Genomic DNA, 16,197 nt, shown 5'->3' on the forward strand with positions numbered 1-16,197 from the left:
AATAAATTCATTTTAAAGTCTTGCGGGTAAAATTGATCTACCGCAATATAATGACGTCTCGGTTATTCAAAACTGCTTGAAACTATTTCGATGAACCAATTTTTACAAAATATTTCTAAACCAACTCTAAACGAGGAGGATCCATGTTTGGTATTTATCGCGGACGCCGCCTGGCGTTATATATTATCGCTGCCATTGTTATTGCAACGTTAATTGGATATAGCACCTATACGTTTGTAAAATTATTTTCATAACGCAGACATTAATTGACATAACGCGATATTCATTTAATCGCGCGTGGGGGATTGTTTTTATTCTGAGAATAAGAAGATGATCAGCGGCGATTATTTTGGTGAATGTGTATTGTCGGGTTTATATTGCTTTACGTTTCGCGATGCCCGACAATGACATTTTTAACTGACGATTAACATTACGATGAAACACCCGTTAGAATCGCTGCTCACGGCGGGCGGCATTTTATTGCTGGCCCTGCTTTCGTGCCTGCTGTTACCGGCACCCTCGCTGGGGCTGGTACTGGCGCAGAAGCTGGTCCAAACCTTCCACATGGTGGATCTGAACCAGCTCTACACTATTCTGTTCTGCGTGTGGTTTTTACTGCTTGGGGCGATCGAATTCTTCGTGCTGCGTTTCGTCTGGCGCCGCTGGTTTTCACTGGCGTCGTAAGCAGGTGATGGAGGCCCGGCAGGCGAAGCCACCGGGCAAAACGGCTTAATGCGCCCGACTGTGGTTCTCTTTGCGATACGCCCCAGGTGGCTGGTTGAACGTGCGGGTGAAGATGCGGGTAAACGTCTGCTGCGAGTCAAACCCGTAACGCAGGCAAATGTCATACACCCGCGCGTCTGATTCGCGCAGGTCCCGTGCTGCCAGCAGCAGCTTGCGTTCACGTATGTAGCGCCCCAGACTCTCCCCTTTGTATTGCATAAACAACCGCTGCAGATGCCATTTCGAGTAACCCGCGTGACGGGCAATCTCTTCAATACGTAATGGCTGGTGCAGGTTATCGTCGATCCACTCGACGATGGTGTCGATAACTTGAGCGGAAATGGTCATACTGCTCTCCCCTTCAGCTTCTTGATTGATCATTATTCCCACCACTCACGAAATGTTTGTGTGGTGTCACTCACCCGGACAGGCTCGCCCAGCGCGGGTGTCAGCAGCCGATAATTTTTGTCCTTGCTGGCTTTTGCCAGTTGGATCAGCGGATCGTTCCAGGTGTGTTTCGCCAGCACGAAACGTCCGTTATGCCCAGGCACCACGGCTTTCGCGTTCAGATCCACTGAGGCCTGCGCCGTCTCTTCCGGCAGCATGTGGATATACTTCCAGTCCTGGTCATACTGACCGTTTTCCATAATGGCCAGGTCCACCACGCCAAACTGCTCACCGATAGCCTTAAAATGCGGCCCGTAACCCGAATCGCCGCTGTAGTAAATCTTCTGCCCGGGCGTAACGAACATAAAACTGCCCCACAGCGTTTGATTGCGCTTTATGCCGCGTCCGGAAAAATGACGCGCCGGCAGGACATGTACCGTCAGCGCCTCGCTGATACGTACCGACTGGTTCCAGTCGCGCTCTTCAATAATCTCCGGCTTCATTCCCCAGTAACGCAGGTGCGATCCCACGCCAAGTGGGGTAACCACGCGTTTCACCTTCGGTAGCAGCGCCGTGATGGTGGCGTGATCCAGGTGATCGTAGTGATCGTGCGAGATGATCAGCAGGTCGATCTCCGGCATGCTGCTCGCCTGCCAGGGATACTCCCCGGCGAAGGCTTTATTGAGGAATGAAAACGGCGCCGCGTAATTCCCGAGAACGGGGTCGATCAGAATACGTTTACCCGCCAGCTGCATATACCAGGAGGAGTGACCGAGCCACACCAGCGTCTCCTGCTCCAGCGGCAGGCTCGCGAGATCGGTTTTCACCAGCGGCAGCGGCTGTGCAGGACGGGCGTTTTCGGTCTTCTGGGTCAGAAACTCCCACATCGCCACCAGCATATTTTTGTCGCCGTTATAGCCCGGCGTAGGCAACGTATTGTGGAACTTCCCGTCGCGATACTGTGGCGAGGCCTCTACTTCCGTAAGCTGCGCACCCTGCGGTGGCTGGCCAAAACCGGCGTTCAGAACAGACGGAAAACTCGCAGCTGAAGCAATAATCATGATTAACACCACGCAGATGAAGAGAGGTTTTTTCATATCCTGACCCGAAAACGCGCCTCATCCGATGGTTTGCGCGGGGTAAACTTGATTATGAGTGAGTAAGCACTCATTATAGATATGATGATAAAGTCGTCAAGACGTTTTCGATCTTTGACATTCCGCGTTGCAGCGGGTCAAAGCACGTGTTTCAATCAGGGTTTTTACAAGTGACAGGAGGATAAATTTAGTGGCACGTCCGAAGAGTGAAGATAAAAAACAGGCCTTACTGGACGCCGCAACCGCGGCATTTGCGCAGTCAGGTATTGCCGCCTCAACGGCCTTAATTGCCCGTAAGGCGGGCGTCGCCGAAGGCACCCTGTTCCGCTACTTTGCTACCAAAGACGATCTGCTGAATGCCCTCTATCTGCATCTGAAGCAGGATCTCTGCCAGACCATGCTGGCGAACCTCGATCGCACCATTACGCTGCCAAAAGAACATACCCGCAATATCTGGAACAGCTATGTGGACTGGGGTATTCGTAACCCTGTTGCGCATGCGGCTATCCGTCAGATCGGCGTGAGTGAAAAGCTGAGCGTCGAAACGGAACAGGCGGTGAAGGAGATGTTTCCGGAACTCCATGAGCTCTGCCGCCGTTCGATACGCCAGGTGTTTATGTCTGATGAATTTAAAACCTTTGGCGATGCGCTTTTCTTATCGCTTGCCGAATCCACAATGGAATTTGCCACCCGCGATCCTTCCCGCGCCGTTGATTTCAAAGCGCTCGGGTTTGAGGTTATGTGGCGCGGGCTTGCCCAGGAAGAGAGCGATGGACAGTAAATCCCTGCAGGAGCACGCCAAACGCGTGGCGCTGGAGCTGCCTTTCACCGAACATTGCTGGCCGTTTGGGCCCGAATACGATGTGTTTAAGGTGGGCGGAAAAATTTTTATGCTGATGGCCACCGTACATGGACGGCCCCACGTCAGCCTGAAATCAGACCCGGAAAAATCGCTGTTAAACCAGCAAATTTATCGCGGGGTTGAACCGGGCTATCATCTGAACAAAAAACACTGGATTTCCCTCTACGGTACCGACGACGTCACGCCAGAGCTGGTGACCGATCTCATCAACGATTCCTGGAATCTGGTGGTGGATAAGCTGCCGAAAAAAGACCAGAAGTGGATCAGGCCGGTTTGATTGTTCGTCTGAGACGAACAGAATAAGCGCTCGAATCGCACTTATCTTTTTCCGCGTCTCGCTGTAATCTGCTTTCCTTTCGCGCCCGCATGCGGGCGAATTTCATTACCAGGAGTTGTTATGGATATTATTTCTGTCGCCCTGAAACGCCACTCCACCAAGGCGTTCGACCCCGCTAAAAAACTGACCGCTGAAGAAGCGGAAAAAATCAAAACCCTGCTGCAATACAGCCCATCCAGCACCAACTCCCAGCCATGGCACTTTATTGTCGCCAGCACAGAGGAAGGTAAAGCTCGCGTGGCGAAATCTGCCGCAGGCACTTACGTCTTCAACGAGCGCAAAATGCTGGACGCTTCTCACGTGGTGGTGTTCTGCGCAAAAACCGCGATGGACGATGCCTGGCTGGAACGCGTCGTGGATCAGGAAGAGGCCGATGGCCGTTTCAACACGCCTGAAGCCAAAGCGGCCAACCATAAAGGTCGTACCTACTTTGCTGACATGCACCGTGTGGATCTGAAAGATGACGACCAGTGGATGGCGAAACAAGTTTATCTGAACGTGGGTAACTTCCTGCTGGGCGTGGCTGCGCTGGGCCTGGATGCGGTACCGATTGAAGGCTTCGACGCCGCAATCCTCGACGACGAGTTCGGCCTGAAAGAGAAAGGTTTCACCAGCCTGGTGGTGGTGCCGGTTGGGCATCACAGTGTGGAAGATTTCAACGCCACGCTGCCAAAATCTCGCCTGCCGCTGAGCACGATTGTGACTGAGTGCTAATCAGTACTGGCACGCTGGATCCCGGCGTGCCAGCTATCAATAAAGCGTGATCTGCGGATGCTTTACCCCACACACCAGCGCATAACGCGTTAAGGTATCCAGACTGGCACGTGTGATATTTGCTTCCATTCGGGAAACCGTTGGCGCGCTAACCCCCATCCTCTCTGCCACCTGCGCACGCGTCAGTCCGGCCTGGTTTCGCCATTGCGCCAGCATGTCACGCAGACGCGCTTTACGCTCTTCCGCATCAAAAGAGGCTTGTACCTCTGAATCACTTAATAACTCTGCTCTTAACTCATCCCAGTTAATAATCTTCTTGCTCATCTAACATCTCCTGTTGTCTCTTCAGTGCCAGACGGATTTCAGCGGAGGGGGTTTTTTGCGTCTTCTTAATAAAGACCCGCAACAGAAAAATGGTCTTCTCCCGTTGGTAGACATAAATTCCCCGACTATGGAGCAGCCCAACTGTTCTTATTTCAAACAAGCCATGTGGCAACGGCTTGCTATCAGGCTCCCTCAATGCCGTTGGATGAGTACGCAATTTATCTAGCTGGCGAATCAACTTCGCCTGTACCACCGCAGGCAATGCGAGGATCTCCTCCCGAACCGCATGATGAACGATAAGTCTGAACATGGTTATTCATCCCTGACAATATTAACATATAAAGCAATTTGCATTAAAGGCTAATTTCGCCTTTCGTGATTTACCTTACACGTTTGTGCCAGGATCAACCGAGTCCACGTCGATTCCCTGAATTCTTCTCGCAAAAAACTTACCTGGCCGGGTTCCCGGCGTGCCAGATTCGTTCTGCATAGCGCCCAATCACCGCCAGCGACGCCGCGAGGAGCAGGAAGAACACCACTTTGTTCATGCCGTCCCAGAAGTATTCGAAATAGCGGGTGTAGAGGTTAATGGCGAGGAAGGTCAGGCCAAAACCGCGCAGCATGCCGTCGTCGGTTTTAAGGCCGATGTAAATGCAGAGCACCGCCGCCACGGCGAACAGCAGCGCCCACGGCAGCAGCGAAGCCTGCGTAACGCCGTACCAGTTATCGATATCGTAGTTGCCGAAAATCGACATGATCCACAGGGCGACAAACAGATACGTGAGCCCCATCGCTTTGCTGGTCGTGTAGAGATGGCGCGCCTGCAGCCTTCTGCGCAGCAGCCAGCACAGTGCCAGCAGCGCACCGCCGAAGAAGATAAAGCGTACCGGGTAGTTCATTCCCAGCCAGTAGGCGCCCCAGCCCGACATATAGCCCGTCTCCGCGCCAAACCAGTTACCGAGTGAGAGCAGGAAAAACAGCCACACCAGGCCGGAGCGACCAAAGAAGCCCACCAGCCCGTAAACCGCACATCCCGCCAGGAACAGCGGTGCGATATGGCCGCTGCCGTTATCCAGCCGCTCCCCGAGTTGCCAGAGCGCGATAGCCGTAAACAACACGCCGAGGAAAAGCATGGCTTCAGTGCTGTAGTGCCACTGGGTTTCCCGCCGCTGTCGGCTGAAGCCCCACAGATAAAACAGCACGGCAACCAGCGCAGGCAGCCCGATGCGGGCGAAGGAGGAGAAAGAGAAGAATTCAATAATGCGCACCATCAGTTCACTGTCGGAGAACAGGCTGCCGATAGCGATGATCACGCAGGCCAGCGCCGTCCAGAAGGCATAGCGGCTGAGCCGCTGCCAGTCCATGGTGACGCGTGTCAAGGTGCCCGCCAGACGCTGATGCTCGTCAGCGCTTAATGTGCCTTCCTGCTGCCACTCGTTGAGCGCGCGGCGCAAAAGCCGCTCCTGTTTTCGGGTTACCTTCATTTTGCCTGCTCCGCCAGCCATTCCATCGCCCTCTCCCCCGCGTCATCCACCGGCAGATAGACCAGCAGCCGCGATCCATTACGCGGCGCAGAGTACCAGTACATCTGCTGCAGGGTAAACTCGCCCAGCTCAGGATGGGTAAACAGCTTGAGCTGGTTCTCCACGCCGCGTACCTCGTTGCGCTGATGCCACAGGGTTTTAAATTCCTCAGACACGGCAAAGAAACGCGCCAGTTTCGCTTCCCACAGCGGATCGCCCCGGTGTTCGGCCATCGCCGCGCGGAAATAGGAGACAAAGATCGGCAGGACGTCGTCACGCTTGCCAAGCCGCGCACGCCATGCGGGATGGGTGAGGAAAAGATAAATACAGTTGCGATCTTCCGGCGGGATCGCATTGAAATCGACGCCCATTAAGTGCCCGAAACTGTCGTTCCACGCCACGATATCGAAGTTGGGTTTCTGGATGCTGGCGGGTTTCGGCATGAGGGTATCAAGCAGGCGACGCGTGCCCTCGCTGATCCCCTCGCAGCCCGTCGCCTGTGGCGCTTCGCCCGGTGGCAATCCGGCCAGCACAAAAAGATGGCGCGTCTCGGTCGGGGTACATTGCAGCGCTTTTGCCACTGCCGCCATCACGGTGCTGGAGGGATTAACATCTCTGCCCTGCTCCAGCCACGTGTACCAGGTCACGCCCACGTCAGCCAGCAAAGCCACCTCTTCACGGCGCAGCCCCGGCGTGCGGCGGCGGCCGCTGCGCGGCAATCCAAGACGCTGTGGATCAAGGCTCTCACGCCGGGCGCGTAAAAATGCCCCCAGCTGTTTTCGCGTGTCGTCCTTGAGTGAGACAACAGGTTCAGACATCAGCGCCATAACTCCCCCTGCATGGTAGTGCCAGTACCAGTATAAGCAAGAACTGGTACCCGTTTATCAGATCGTTGATGCTACGACCATCTGTTGAATGACGCAATGGAGTTACCATGAATACGTCAGTTGTTTCACCGGGTCGCGCAGGCCTGATATTGCTGTTAACCGGCCAGATGCTGCCGCTGATTGATACCTCGATCACCAACGTGGCGCTGGACGCTATCACCCACTCCTTGCATGCCACCGCCACCGAACTGGAGCTGATTGTCGCGCTCTACGGCGTGGCCTTCGCCGTCTGCCTTGCCCTTGGCAGCAAGCTCGGGGATAACCTCGGGCGCCGTCGTCTGTTTATGTGGGGCGTGGCAAGTTTTGGCCTGGCGTCGCTACTGTGCGGAATGGCGGGAACCATTGAGCAGCTGCTTGCCGCGCGCATCATTCAGGGCGCAGGCGCGGCGCTGATCGTGCCGCAAATTCTCGCCACCCTGCACGTGACGCTCAAAGGTACGGCTCACGCCAAAGCGATCAGCCTGTTTGGCGGTATCGGCGGCATTGCGTTTATCGTCGGGCAGATGGGCGGCGGCTGGCTGGTGTCGGCGGATATCGCCGGGCTGGGCTGGCGTAACGCCTTCTTTATCAACGTGCCTGTCTGTCTGGTGGTCCTGGCGTTGAGCCGTCGCTATGTGCCGGAAACCCGTCGCGAAACGCCGTCGCGCATTGACTGGGCGGGCACCGTTCTGCTGGCAGCCATTCTCTGCTGCCTGCTGTTCCCGATGGCCCTCGGCCCCCAGTGGCACTGGTCCTGGCCGCTGAAAGCCGCACTGATGGCGATTATCCCGCTGGGGTATCTGATGGTCTTAAATGCCCGTAAAAAGGAGCGTGAGGATGCCCATCCGCTGATCCCGCCGCGTCTGATGCAGCTTCGCAGCATCCGCTTTGGCGTACTGATTGCGCTGCTCTTTTTCAGCGTCTGGTCCGGGTTTATGTTCTGTATGGCGCTGACCATGCAAACCGGTCTCGGAATGGCGCCGTGGCAGTCAGGAAACAGTTTTATCGCCCTGGGGGTGACCTATTTTATTTCGGCATGGTTTGCCCCGCGTCTGATTGCCCGCTACAGCAGCAGTACGATCCTGCTGACCGGGCTGGTCATCCAGATTATCGGCCTGCTGGCGCTGATTGCCACGTTCCGCCTCTGGGGCATGCACAACACGGCGCTGACCCTGGCACCGGCAACCGGGCTGGTCGGCTATGGGCAGGCGCTGATCGTCAACAGCTTCTACCGCATCGGGATGCGCGACATTCAGCCTGACGATGCCGGGGCGGCCAGCGCGATTTTAAGTACGCTGCAGCAGGCCGCCCTGGGGCTTGGCCCGGCGATTTTTGGTGCGATCCTGCTGCACGCGCTGCAAAACCACCACGGCGATTACACCCAGGCGATTAACGTCTTCCTCGCCGTGGAAACCGGCATGATGATCGTGCTAGGGCTGGCAACGTTACGTATGCGCCATCGTCTGTGCCTGCCGGTGGTGAAAACCTGCCACGCCACCAAATAAGCCGCGAATTTGCATAATAGATCCGCAGCCGCCATTATGGGGCTGCATCAATACAGGAGACGTTATGCAGGAATTAATTGCTCAGGTTGAAGAGTTAGGGATTGAAATTAATCACACCACTTCGTTAGTGATTATCTTTGGTATTATTTTTCTTACCGCCATCATTGTTCATTTTATTTTGCACAAAGTGGTGCTCCGCGCTTTTGAGAAACGCGCGCAGGCCAGCAGCCATTTATGGTTGCAGATCATTACGCAGAACAAGTTATTTCACCGCCTGGCGTTTACCCTTCAGGGGATAATCGTCAACGTTCAGGCGGTACTGTGGCTGCAAAAAGGTAGCGAAGCAGCGGAAATGCTCACCACCTGCGCGAAGCTGTGGGTGATGGTGTATGCCCTGCTCTCTTTCTTCTCGCTGCTGGACGTGATTTTTAATCTGTCACAGAAAATGGCGACCGCCTCGCAGTTGCCGCTGAAGGGGATCTTCCAGGGTATCAAGCTGGTGAGCGCTATTCTGGTGGGGATCTTAATTATCTCCCTGCTGATCGGCCAGTCACCCGCCATTCTGATCAGCGGCCTGGGGGCCATGGCAGCGGTATTAATACTGGTGTTTAAAGACCCGATACTCGGACTGGTGGCGGGCATTCAGCTCTCCGCCAACGACATGCTGAAGCTCGGCGACTGGCTGGAGATGCCGAAATACGGCGCCAACGGCACGGTGACGGACATTGGTCTCACCACGGTTAAAGTTCGCAACTTCGATAACACCATCACCACCATTCCGACGTGGGCGCTGGTCTCCGACGCCTTTATCAACTGGAGCGGCATGTCTGCCTCCGGCGGGCGACGCATTAAGCGCAGCCTGAATATTGATACCACCAGCATTCACTTCCTGGACGAGCATGAGCAGCAGAAGCTGATTCAGGCGAAGCTGCTGAAGCCTTATCTGGCCGCACGTCATGAGGAGATTAACCTGTGGAATCAGCAAAACGGTGAAGGGGAATCGGTATTAAACCTGCGCAAGATGACCAATATCGGCACCTTTCGCGCCTACCTGAATGAATATCTGCGTAACCACCCGCGGATTCGCAAAGATATGACGCTGATGGTGCGCCAGCTGGCGCCTGACGCAAATGGTCTGCCGATTGAAATATATGCCTTCACCAACACGGTGGTCTGGGCAGAATATGAAGAGATTCAGGCTGACATCTTCGACCATATTTTTGCCGTGGTGGATGAATTTGGTCTGCGTATTCATCAGTCCCCCACCGGGAACGATATTCGCTCCCTGGCGGGCGTTATTACACAATAATCAGGTACTGGCGCGGGAAATAAAGCGCCAGTCCAGCATGATTCTTTCCGTGGGCGCATCCGGGTTGTCGATCTTATTCAACAGCAGATCGACCGCCTTGCGCCCGATATCCCGCGAAGGCTGTTCAATGGTGGTCAGCGAGATCATCTCTGCCAGCTCCGTACCGTCAAACCCCACCACCGCGATATCCTCCGGCACGCGCAGCCCCGCCTGCTGTATGGCCCGCAGCGCCCCTGCCGCAAGGGTATCGGACACCGCAAATACCGCGTCCGGCGGGTTGTCCTTCAGCAGATTTTGCATCGCCGCCATGCCCGCGCTGGAGCTGAGATCGCGGGCGTACTCCACCGCCTGATAATCCAGATCCCGCAGGTGAATCACGCTCTTATAACCGCGTTCGCGCAGGCGGGCATATTTGTAGCTGAGATCGTGATTGATCATCGCGATACGTTTGCGTCCGCCGTTGGCAAGCTGGCTGATGGCATGCTGTGACGCGTCCACATCATTGATGCCCACGCAGGAAACCGTTCCGGCGTCGGCGTATTCAGCGCACTGCACCCACGGCGCGGAGCCGATCAGCCCGGCGAGTTCAGGCAGTTTTGAGAAGGCATCCATGGTGATAATGCCGTCGACGATTTTGCCCGACAGCAGGCTTAACCCCGAGCGGGAGCGTTCGATATCCGATCCGGAGTTACACAGCAGAATGCGGTAGCCGTTCTTCTCGGCTTCCTCTTCAATGCCCTTCACCACTTCCGCGCAGAACGGGTTGGCGATATTCGAGACCATTACCAGGATCATATAGCTGCGCGCGGTACGCAGTTGACGCGCCAGCAAATTGGGCTGGTAGTTGCTCTCTTTAATGGCCTGCAGGACGCGCTCGCGGTTTTTCGCCTTCACGGTATCGCTGTTGTTAAGCACGCGCGAGACCGTTGCCACGGACACCCCGGCAAGCTGAGCGATTTTCTGGATTGACATAGCGACGGCACTTCCTGCGGTTAACGTTTTATGCAGGCTACCATAAATTCGTTGCCCGGCGAACCGGACAACGCGTTACGCTTGCACACGAACCCAGCGCTGCTGCTGATGGCTTTTCACAATGGCATCAATGATATACATCACATTCGCCCCGTCGTGGAACGTCGCAAACTCGGGCCGCTCAGGCATCACGCCAGCCTGCACGGCACGGTAAAACTGCGCCATCATGTTTTTAAACGCATCGGGCCAGCCTTCGATATGCCCGCCGGGGAAGTGGGCGCTGTCGGCCACATCGCGGTTCATCAGCGTCGGGTCATCGCTCAGCGTCTGACTGGCCTGCGCGCGATGGCCGATCCACAGCTGTTGCGGCACCTCCTGATCCCATGCCACCGACCGCTCGCTGCCGTTGATTTCAAAGGTCAGGCGATTTTTGCGCCCGGCGCTCACCTGCGAAACGCTAAAACAGCCTTTGCTGCCGTCGTCAAAGCGGAACAGCACTGAGCCAAAATCTTCGGTGGTGACCGGTTTTTCTTCATACTGCGCGTGTTCATCGTGAGTGAAAGTGTGATTGCCTGCCACATTTGCCTTGCGCGTCGGCCAGACGATGGATAAATCGGCCATCACCTCGGTGATGCGCCGCCCGGTGACAAACTGCACCGTGTCGCACCAGTGCGAGCCGATATCTGCCACCGCGCGCGATGCGCCACCGAGCGCCGCATCCACCCGCCAGTTGTAGTCCGTTTCCAGCAGCATCCAGTCCTGCAGATAGCTGCCGTGCGAGGCGAACAGCCGCCCGATGCTGCCCGCGTTCATCATGCTTGCCGCCTGGCGCACCATGGCAAACTGGCGATAGACAAAGCTGACGCCGTGTACCACACCCGCCTGCTCCGCCAGCGCCACCAGCTCACGCGCCTCGTCCGGCGTCATGCACAGCGGTTTTTCGGAGAATACGTGCTTACCCGCGCGCAGGATCTGGCGGTTAATCTCCGCGTGCAGATGGTTTGGCGTGCAGTTGTGCACCACGTGTAAATCCGGATGTGCAAGCAACGCCTCCACGCTGTCGAAGGCGTGCGGCACGTTAAGCTGACGCGCTTTTTCCTGCGCCCTGGCAAACGTACCGTCGCAGAGCGCCACCACCTGCACAAACCCGAGACGCCGAAGCGCCTCGATATGCGCCGGGCCAATAAACCCGCTGCCGATAATGCCGACGTTAATCATCGTTGCCTCCTGCGGCAAAATCATCAAATGCGCGCCCGGAGACCGGAATGATGTGACGGCGAATAAACTCGCTGCCTTCGCGGGCACCGGTATCGCCGTCCTTAAGGCAGCACTCCCACTCCAGTACCGCCCAGCCGTCAAAATCATACTGGGTCAGCTTGCTGAAGATGCCTTTGAAGTCGATCTGTCCGTCACCCAGTGAACGGAACCGCCCGGCACGGTTGAGCCACGGCTGGTAGCCACCGTACACGCCGCTACGCCCGTTGGGACGAAACTCGGCATCCTTCACGTGAAACGCTTTAATACGTGCATGGTAGATGTCGATAAAGGTCAGGTAGTCCATCTGCTGGAGCAGCATATGGCTTGGGTCGTAGAGAATGTTGCAGCGCGGGTGGTTATCAACAAGCGCCAGAAAACGCTCAAAGGTCACTCCATCGTGCAGATCTTCCCCCGGATGCAGCTCAAAACAGACGTTCACGCCCTGCTCGTCAAAGGCGTCCAGAATCGGGCGCCAGCGGGTGGCCAGTTCCTGGAACGCCGCCTGAAAACGCGGCTCATTGTGCGGCGGCCACGGGTAGAAAAACGGCCATGCCAGCGAGCCGGAGAAGGTGGCATGCGCCTTCAGGCCTAATCTCGCCGAGGCCACGGCGGCCTGTTTCAGTTTTTCTGTAGCCCACGCCTGCCGGGCGGCCTCATTGCCGCGTACGGCTACAGGGGCGAAGTGGTCAAACGCGTCACTGTACACCGGGTTCACCGCCACAAGCTGCCCTTCCAGATGGGTCGACAGCTCGCTGATCACCAGCCCGTGCTCCGCCAGCGTGCCGGTGATGTCATCACAATAGGTCTGGCTTTCAGACGCTTTCTGCACATCAAAAATAGCCGGATGGTTACAGGGGATCTGCACCGCCTTATAGCCCATCGCTGCCGCCCAGCCCGCCAGCCCTTTAAGCGTGTTGAACGGTGCATTCACACCAATAAACTGCGACAGAAAAATACCCGGTCCCTTAATCGTTCTCATACCACCTCCAGAACATTACGCCTTGTCATCTTCATACTTAAACGTGAGAAGGAAAATCAGCGCGATCGCCGCGGCAGCCACCGCCGGGATCCACCAGAACGTGACCCACGCCTGCGGAACGGCCTGCCCGGCCACCAGGCGGTTATAGAGCGCGCCGGAAATCTGCGAGCCAAGCAGCATGCCGATACCGTAGGTAAACATCACAATCATGCTCTGCGCCTGACCTTTGACCTTTTCGCCTGCTACCCGGTCGGTATAGATAAAGCCGACGACAAAGAAGAAATCGTAGCAGACACCGTGCAGCAGAATGCCGAGATAGAGCAGGATGCGCCCCTCCTCGCTGACGCCCAGCGCGAACAGGGCATAACGCACAAACCACGCCAGCATGCCGATCAGCAGCATGATTTTCACGCCCAGGCGGCGGAACAGCAGCGGAATGACCAACATGAAGAAGATCTCAGACATCTGCCCGAACGACATGGCGGTGCTGACATCCGCAATACCCGCATCCGCCAGATACGAGGCGGTGTAGGCGTAGTAGGTGCCAAGCGGGACGGAGATCAGCATCGCGCAAACGGAAAAGACGAAGAAATGGCGGGTTTTCAGCAGCGCAAAGGCATCCGCGCAGAAGAGATCGCGCACCTGCACCGGCAGCCCTTTTGCGGGAGCAGGCGTGTGCGGCAGCGTCAGGCTGTAGAGAGCCAGCAGCACGGAGCTGACTGCCGCCACCTGGAAGATGGTGACACTTGCCGCCACGCCGGTAACGCCGATGAAAATGCCCGCCACAATCCAGCCGATGGTGCCGAACACGCGCACCACCGGGAAGGTTTTATCCACGTTCGCCAGGCTGTGAAAGGCGATATTGTTGGTCAGCGCCAGCGTCGGCATGTAGCAGAGCGTATAGCCGAACAGCAGGCCAATCAGCAACGCACCGTTTTCAGCAATCAGCGCGCCCGGCACAAACCACAGGATCGCCGCCCCGGCGAGATGCATCACCGCCATCACCTTTTGCGAAGCGAAGAAGCGATCCACCAGCATCCCGAGCACAAACGGCGACAGAATAGAGGCGATGGGCCCGGCAGAGAACGCATCGCCAATCAGCAACGACATGTTGTGCTGGGTCATCACCAGACCCAGCGTGACCGACCAGCTTCCCCAGATAAAAAACTGCAGAAACATCATCAGCGACAGACGCGGCACCAGCAGCCGGTGCGGTGCTATCGCCTTTCCACTACTTTCAGTTGTTGACACCATGATAAGCCCCACCCTCAAAAGTAATCGATTACAAAACAACTCAAACAAAAAAGTAATCGATTACAAAATAAAGATCCTGTGGATCGTAGAAGATTTGGGAGGGGTGTCACGATAAAGAGGCTTGCCTGATAAACAGATGTGTTCTGATTGGAATTATAGCCAATAGGCTATAAGATAATAAGGCGAGGAAGCGACAGGATAAAGAGATGATAGCGCTGGCTGACGTTGAGTATCACAGACATCTGGCGAATAAGGAGGCCATATGGCAACGCTAAAAGAACTTATGGCACAACAGAGCGCGGAAAGTCAGGAGCGTATTGCGGCGAAAGTTGAAGTGATGCGCAGAATTGTTGCGCTGAACCAACTGCGGGAAGAGCTCAATGTTTCGCAGACAGAACTGGCTGCGGCAATGGGGGTAAAACAACCCACGGTGGCGAAAATCGAACAGCCGGGAAACGACCCCCGACTTTCAACGCTCAAACGCTATGTGAGTGCGCTTGGAGGGGAGCTAAGCATCGATGTGACGTTACCAAACGGGAAACGGATAGCGTTTGAGATTTAATATTGCAACATGTAGGCCCGGTAAGCGCAGCGCCACCGGGCGTGAAGGCAGGTGCGGTCTGTTGCCCTCACCCCGGCCCTCTCCCACAGGGAGAGGGAGAAAAACGGGCTACTTTTTGCGTGAGAGTTTAAACGCGATAAACAGGAACACCACCCACACCGGCAGCAGCATCGCGGACAGGCGCATGTCGTCGATGGTGCACATCAGCACCAGGATCATCGCCAGGAACGCGATACAGATGTAGTTGCCTGCCGGATAGAACAGCGCCTTAAACTGTGTCTCACGCCCTTTGCGGCGCATCGCGGCGCGAAAACGCAGGTGCGCCAGGCAGATCATGATCCAGTTCAGCAGCAGCGTGGCGACAACCAGTGCCATCAGCAGACCAAAGGCGGATTTCGGCAGCAGGTAGTTAATCAATACCACCAGCGACGTAATGGCCCCGGATAGCAGCAGAGAGTTGACCGGTACGCCGCGGCGGCTGACGCGGGTGAGGAATTTCGGGGCGTTACCTTGTACGGAAAGGCCAAACAGCATGCGGCTGTTGGAGTACACCCCGCTGTTATAGACCGACAGCGACGCCACCAGAATGACGAAGTTCAGCGCCGAGGCTACCACGTTGCTGTTCAGATCGTGGAAAATCATCACAAAAGGACTGCTGTCGGACTTCACTTCCACCCACGGATAGAGCGCCAGCAACACCACCAGCGAGCCGATGTAGAACAGCAGAATACGGTACACCACCTGGTTAACCGCTTTCGGAATGCTTTTATGTGGATCGCGCGCTTCGGCCGCGGTGATCCCAATCAGCTCCAGCCCGCCGAACGAGAACATAATCACCGCCAGGGACAGGATCAACCCCTTCCAGCCCGTCGCCAGGAAGCCGCCGTGCTGCCAGAGGTTGTCGATAGTGGCACGCTCGCCGCCGTGACCGGAGAACAGGAGCCACAGGCCAAAGCCGATCATGCCGATAATCGCCAGCACCTTGATCAGCGCGAACCAGAACTCGGTTTCACCATACAGGCGCACGTTCACGAGGTTAACGGCGTTGATGATAATAAAGAAGGCCGCAGCCCAGACCCACGTTGGCACCTCGGGCAGCCAGTACTGCATATAGATGCCTGCGGCGGTCAGCTCAGCCATTCCCACCAGCACAAACATCACCCAGTAGTTCCAGCCGGAGAGGAAGCCAGCGAACGGGCCCCAGTATTTATAGGCAAAGTGAGCGAACGAGCCTGACACCGGCTCTTCGACGACCATCTCGCCGAGCTGGCGCATGATCAGGAAGGCGATAACCCCGGCGATACCGTACCCCAGCAGCACCGCCGGGCCAGCCATCTGAATGGCGGGGCCGATACCGAGAAACAGCCCGGTACCGATCGCGCCGCCAAGGGCAATTAACTGAATATGTCGATTTTGCAAACCACGTTGCAGCGTCGGGTTCTGTTCCGACGAAGCTTCAGTGCTACCGTTGCCTGAAGCGGATGACGCGTCTTTCACGTCCTACCCCTGTCTCTTTTTTAGAAGGG

At 56.2% G+C, this 16,197-nt stretch carries 18 protein-coding genes; 7 read left to right on the forward strand and 11 right to left on the reverse strand.

Translation table 11 applies throughout. The annotated features are described in order from the left end of the window. Positions 1-435: 435 nt before the first annotated feature. Positions 436-684 carry a DUF1158 domain-containing protein gene (locus NQ842_RS18425; protein ID WP_013097677.1) on the forward strand — a complete coding sequence of 83 codons (249 nt, stop codon included), beginning with the start codon at positions 436-438 and terminating at the stop codon, positions 682-684. A gap of 45 nt (positions 685-729) precedes the next feature. Here the strand turns inward: NQ842_RS18425 and NQ842_RS18430 are convergent, their stop codons facing one another. Further along, positions 730-1,071 (reverse strand): RamA family antibiotic efflux transcriptional regulator, encoded by a 342-nt coding sequence (locus tag NQ842_RS18430; RefSeq protein ID WP_014830972.1) that lies wholly within the window; start codon positions 1,069-1,071, stop codon positions 730-732. 32 nt (positions 1,072-1,103) lie between these two features. After that, complete coding sequence (locus NQ842_RS18435) at positions 1,104-2,207, reverse strand: MBL fold metallo-hydrolase (protein ID WP_047362519.1); 1,104 nt, start codon at positions 2,205-2,207, stop codon at positions 1,104-1,106. A gap of 190 nt (positions 2,208-2,397) precedes the next feature. Between NQ842_RS18435 and NQ842_RS18440 the strand changes: the two genes are divergently transcribed. From NQ842_RS18440 to nfsB, 3 genes are all read left to right on the forward strand, one after another. Then, positions 2,398-2,988: a TetR/AcrR family transcriptional regulator gene (locus tag NQ842_RS18440; protein ID WP_014830970.1), complete on the forward strand. Its 591-nt coding sequence runs from the start codon at positions 2,398-2,400 to the stop codon at positions 2,986-2,988. Then, positions 2,978-3,346, forward strand: coding sequence for an MmcQ/YjbR family DNA-binding protein (locus NQ842_RS18445; protein ID WP_014830969.1), 369 nt, complete (start codon positions 2,978-2,980; stop codon positions 3,344-3,346). The genes NQ842_RS18440 and NQ842_RS18445 overlap by 11 nt, the downstream gene beginning before the upstream one ends. A gap of 120 nt (positions 3,347-3,466) precedes the next feature. Beyond that, positions 3,467-4,120 carry an oxygen-insensitive NAD(P)H nitroreductase gene (gene nfsB / locus NQ842_RS18450; protein WP_046889722.1) on the forward strand — a complete coding sequence of 218 codons (654 nt, stop codon included), beginning with the start codon at positions 3,467-3,469 and terminating at the stop codon, positions 4,118-4,120. Positions 4,121-4,156: 36 nt separating this feature from the next. Here the strand turns inward: nfsB and NQ842_RS18455 are convergent, their stop codons facing one another. From NQ842_RS18455 to NQ842_RS18470, 4 genes are all read right to left on the reverse strand, one after another. After that, complete coding sequence (locus tag NQ842_RS18455; protein WP_013097683.1) at positions 4,157-4,444, reverse strand: helix-turn-helix transcriptional regulator; 288 nt, start codon at positions 4,442-4,444, stop codon at positions 4,157-4,159. Further along, positions 4,425-4,754 carry a type II toxin-antitoxin system RelE/ParE family toxin gene (locus NQ842_RS18460; RefSeq protein ID WP_014830966.1) on the reverse strand — a complete coding sequence of 110 codons (330 nt, stop codon included), beginning with the start codon at positions 4,752-4,754 and terminating at the stop codon, positions 4,425-4,427. The genes NQ842_RS18455 and NQ842_RS18460 overlap by 20 nt, the downstream gene beginning before the upstream one ends. A gap of 139 nt (positions 4,755-4,893) precedes the next feature. Beyond that, a complete protein-coding gene (locus NQ842_RS18465) occupies positions 4,894-5,928 on the reverse strand; it encodes a DUF2157 domain-containing protein (protein ID WP_118283236.1) in 1,035 nt (344 codons plus the stop codon). After that, entirely contained in the window at positions 5,925-6,794 is an 870-nt protein-coding gene (locus tag NQ842_RS18470) for a helix-turn-helix transcriptional regulator (protein ID WP_047024297.1), read from the reverse strand. The genes NQ842_RS18465 and NQ842_RS18470 overlap by 4 nt, the downstream gene beginning before the upstream one ends. Positions 6,795-6,901: 107 nt before the next feature. On the opposite strand from NQ842_RS18470, the gene NQ842_RS18475 reads away from it, so the two are divergent. Together NQ842_RS18475 and NQ842_RS18480 are read left to right on the forward strand one after the other, a co-directional pair. Then, positions 6,902-8,338 (forward strand): MFS transporter, encoded by a 1,437-nt coding sequence (locus NQ842_RS18475; protein ID WP_257256181.1) that lies wholly within the window; start codon positions 6,902-6,904, stop codon positions 8,336-8,338. 64 nt (positions 8,339-8,402) lie between these two features. After that, positions 8,403-9,647, forward strand: coding sequence for a mechanosensitive ion channel family protein (locus NQ842_RS18480; RefSeq protein WP_257256182.1), 1,245 nt, complete (start codon positions 8,403-8,405; stop codon positions 9,645-9,647). Here NQ842_RS18480 and NQ842_RS18485 read toward each other — a convergent pair whose 3' ends face one another. The 4 genes from NQ842_RS18485 to NQ842_RS18500 all read right to left on the reverse strand — a co-directional run bounded on the left by NQ842_RS18485 (position 9,648) and on the right by NQ842_RS18500 (position 14,109). Continuing rightward, positions 9,648-10,619 carry a LacI family DNA-binding transcriptional regulator gene (locus NQ842_RS18485; protein ID WP_014830961.1) on the reverse strand — a complete coding sequence of 324 codons (972 nt, stop codon included), beginning with the start codon at positions 10,617-10,619 and terminating at the stop codon, positions 9,648-9,650. A 75-nt stretch (positions 10,620-10,694) separates the two neighbouring features. Then, on the reverse strand, positions 10,695-11,837 hold the full coding sequence (locus tag NQ842_RS18490; protein WP_192544004.1) for a Gfo/Idh/MocA family protein: 1,143 nt from the start codon (positions 11,835-11,837) through the stop codon (positions 10,695-10,697). Next, a complete protein-coding gene (locus NQ842_RS18495) occupies positions 11,830-12,855 on the reverse strand; it encodes a sugar phosphate isomerase/epimerase (protein WP_014830959.1) in 1,026 nt (341 codons plus the stop codon). Before NQ842_RS18495 ends, NQ842_RS18490 begins: the two co-directional genes overlap by 8 nt. A gap of 15 nt (positions 12,856-12,870) precedes the next feature. After that, positions 12,871-14,109, reverse strand: a complete 1,239-nt coding sequence (locus tag NQ842_RS18500; RefSeq protein ID WP_257256183.1) for an MFS transporter — start codon at positions 14,107-14,109, stop codon at positions 12,871-12,873. A gap of 262 nt (positions 14,110-14,371) precedes the next feature. Here NQ842_RS18500 and NQ842_RS18505 point away from each other — a divergent pair, with 262 nt between their 5' ends. Beyond that, complete coding sequence (locus tag NQ842_RS18505) at positions 14,372-14,671, forward strand: helix-turn-helix domain-containing protein (protein WP_063411910.1); 300 nt, start codon at positions 14,372-14,374, stop codon at positions 14,669-14,671. A gap of 108 nt (positions 14,672-14,779) precedes the next feature. On the opposite strand, the gene pheP is transcribed toward NQ842_RS18505, so the two are convergent. After that, complete coding sequence (gene pheP / locus NQ842_RS18510; protein ID WP_257256184.1) at positions 14,780-16,168, reverse strand: phenylalanine transporter; 1,389 nt, start codon at positions 16,166-16,168, stop codon at positions 14,780-14,782. Positions 16,169-16,197 lie beyond the last annotated feature (29 nt).

The sequence above is a fragment of the Enterobacter cloacae complex sp. R_G8 genome, from assembly GCF_024599795.1.
GTDB classification, from domain to species: Bacteria; Pseudomonadota; Gammaproteobacteria; order Enterobacterales; family Enterobacteriaceae; genus Enterobacter; species Enterobacter dissolvens.

Bases quoted from the DNA above. Each gene is read 5' to 3' on its own strand.
- NQ842_RS18425 (WP_013097677.1), top strand. From the start codon at position 436: ATGAAACACCCGTTAGAATCGCTGCTCACGGCGGGCGGCATTTTATTG.
- NQ842_RS18430 (WP_014830972.1), bottom strand. From the start codon at position 1,071: ATGACCATTTCCGCTCAAGTTATCGACACCATCGTCGAGTGGATCGAC.
- NQ842_RS18435 (WP_047362519.1), bottom strand. From the start codon at position 2,207: ATGAAAAAACCTCTCTTCATCTGCGTGGTGTTAATCATGATTATTGCT.
- NQ842_RS18445 (WP_014830969.1), top strand. From the start codon at position 2,978: ATGGACAGTAAATCCCTGCAGGAGCACGCCAAACGCGTGGCGCTGGAG.
- nfsB (WP_046889722.1), top strand. From the start codon at position 3,467: ATGGATATTATTTCTGTCGCCCTGAAACGCCACTCCACCAAGGCGTTC.
- NQ842_RS18455 (WP_013097683.1), bottom strand. From the start codon at position 4,444: ATGAGCAAGAAGATTATTAACTGGGATGAGTTAAGAGCAGAGTTATTA.
- NQ842_RS18460 (WP_014830966.1), bottom strand. From the start codon at position 4,754: ATGTTCAGACTTATCGTTCATCATGCGGTTCGGGAGGAGATCCTCGCA.
- NQ842_RS18465 (WP_118283236.1), bottom strand. From the start codon at position 5,928: ATGAAGGTAACCCGAAAACAGGAGCGGCTTTTGCGCCGCGCGCTCAAC.
- NQ842_RS18470 (WP_047024297.1), bottom strand. From the start codon at position 6,794: ATGGCGCTGATGTCTGAACCTGTTGTCTCACTCAAGGACGACACGCGA.
- NQ842_RS18475 (WP_257256181.1), top strand. From the start codon at position 6,902: ATGAATACGTCAGTTGTTTCACCGGGTCGCGCAGGCCTGATATTGCTG.
- NQ842_RS18480 (WP_257256182.1), top strand. From the start codon at position 8,403: ATGCAGGAATTAATTGCTCAGGTTGAAGAGTTAGGGATTGAAATTAAT.
- NQ842_RS18485 (WP_014830961.1), bottom strand. From the start codon at position 10,619: ATGTCAATCCAGAAAATCGCTCAGCTTGCCGGGGTGTCCGTGGCAACG.
- NQ842_RS18490 (WP_192544004.1), bottom strand. From the start codon at position 11,837: ATGATTAACGTCGGCATTATCGGCAGCGGGTTTATTGGCCCGGCGCAT.
- NQ842_RS18495 (WP_014830959.1), bottom strand. From the start codon at position 12,855: ATGAGAACGATTAAGGGACCGGGTATTTTTCTGTCGCAGTTTATTGGT.
- NQ842_RS18500 (WP_257256183.1), bottom strand. From the start codon at position 14,109: ATGGTGTCAACAACTGAAAGTAGTGGAAAGGCGATAGCACCGCACCGG.
- NQ842_RS18505 (WP_063411910.1), top strand. From the start codon at position 14,372: ATGGCAACGCTAAAAGAACTTATGGCACAACAGAGCGCGGAAAGTCAG.